Here is a 1,652-nt window from a genome sequence, read left to right on the forward strand (position 1 = left end):
TTTTTATACAAATTCAATATAGAAATTAAATAATATCTAGTTTTCAAAGAACCAAGTATGACACTTACGTGTCAATGGAGAATAGCGGGATCGAACCGCTGACCTCCTGCTTGCAAAGCAGGTGCTCTCCCAGCTGAGCTAATTCCCCATAAATATAAATATGATTGTGACCCCTGTGAGGTCGATGGGCCTAGGGGGACTCGAACCTCCGACCTCACGCTTATCAGGCGTGCGCTCTAAACCAACTGAGCTATAGGCCCAAAGAAGCAAAGAATCATATGAGAGGTAAATCTCTCAAAACTGAATAAGATTGATGAACCTAATGTAAGTTTCCGAAATTTCCTTAGAAAGGAGGTGATCCAGCCGCAGGTTNCTCCTACGGCTACCTTGTTACGACTTCACCCTAATCATCTGTCCCACCTTAGACGACTAGCTCCTAAAAGGTTACCCCATCGTCTTTGGGTGTTACAAACTCTCATGGTGTGACGGGCGGTGTGTACAAGGCCCGGGAACGTATTCACCGTGGCATGCTGATCCACGATTACTAGTGATTCCAACTTCATGCAGGCGAGTTGCAGCCTGCAATCCGAACTGAGAATGGCTTTAAGAGATTAGCTTGACCTCGCGGTTTCGCGACTCGTTGTACCATCCATTGTAGCACGTGTGTAGCCCAGCTCATAAGGGGCATGATGATTTGACGTCGTCCCCACCTTCCTCCGGTTTATCACCGGCAGTCTCACTAGAGTGCCCAACTAAATGCTGGCAACTAATAATAAGGGTTGCGCTCGTTGCGGGACTTAACCCAACATCTCACGACACGAGCTGACGACAACCATGCACCACCTGTCATTCTGTCCCCGAAGGGAACGCCCAATCTCTTGGGTTGGCAGAAGATGTCAAGAGCTGGTAAGGTTCTTCGCGTAGCATCGAATTAAACCACATGCTCCACCACTTGTGCGGGCCCCCGTCAATTCCTTTGAGTTTCAACCTTGCGGTCGTACTCCCCAGGCGGAATACTTAATGCGTTAGCTGCGGCACTGAAGGGCGGAAACCCTCCAACACCTAGTATTCATCGTTTACGGCATGGACTACCAGGGTATCTAATCCTGTTCGCTACCCATGCTTTCGAGCCTCAGCGTCAGTAACAGACCAGAAAGCCGCCTTCGCCACTGGTGTTCTTCCATATATCTACGCATTTCACCGCTACACATGGAGTTCCACTTTCCTCTTCTGTACTCAAGTTTTGTAGTTTCCACTGCACTTCCTCAGTTGAGCTGAGGGCTTTCACAGCAGACTTACAAAACCGCCTGCGCTCGCTTTACGCCCAATAAATCCGGACAACGCTTGCCACCTACGTATTACCGCGGCTGCTGGCACGTAGTTAGCCGTGGCTTTCTGGTTAAATACCGTCAAAGTGTTAACAGTTACTCTAACACTTGTTCTTCTTTAACAACAGAGTTTTACGATCCGAAAACCTTCATCACTCACGCGGCGTTGCTCCATCAGACTTTCGTCCATTGTGGAAGATTCCCTACTGCTGCCTCCCGTAGGAGTCTGGGCCGTGTCTCAGTCCCAATGTGGCCGATTACCCTCTCAGGTCGGCTACGTATCATCGTCTTGGTGGGCTTTTATCTCACCAACTAACTAATACG

General features: G+C 48.9%; 2 tRNA genes and 1 rRNA gene. All 3 read right to left on the reverse strand.

Features of this window, described 5'->3' with window-relative positions:
- Positions 1-75: 75 nt before the first annotated feature.
- Positions 76-148: transfer RNA gene (locus J3U50_RS01655), tRNA-Ala, on the reverse strand.
- A gap of 37 nt (positions 149-185) precedes the next feature.
- A tRNA-Ile gene (locus J3U50_RS01660) sits at positions 186-260 on the reverse strand.
- Between the two features lie 87 nt (positions 261-347).
- Positions 348-1,652 (reverse strand): 16S ribosomal RNA (locus tag J3U50_RS01665); the annotation flags it as partial.

The organism is Lactobacillus sp. B3795 (assembly GCF_026535805.1).
In the GTDB taxonomy this organism is placed as follows: domain Bacteria; phylum Bacillota; class Bacilli; order Lactobacillales; family Lactobacillaceae; genus Apilactobacillus; species Apilactobacillus kunkeei_C.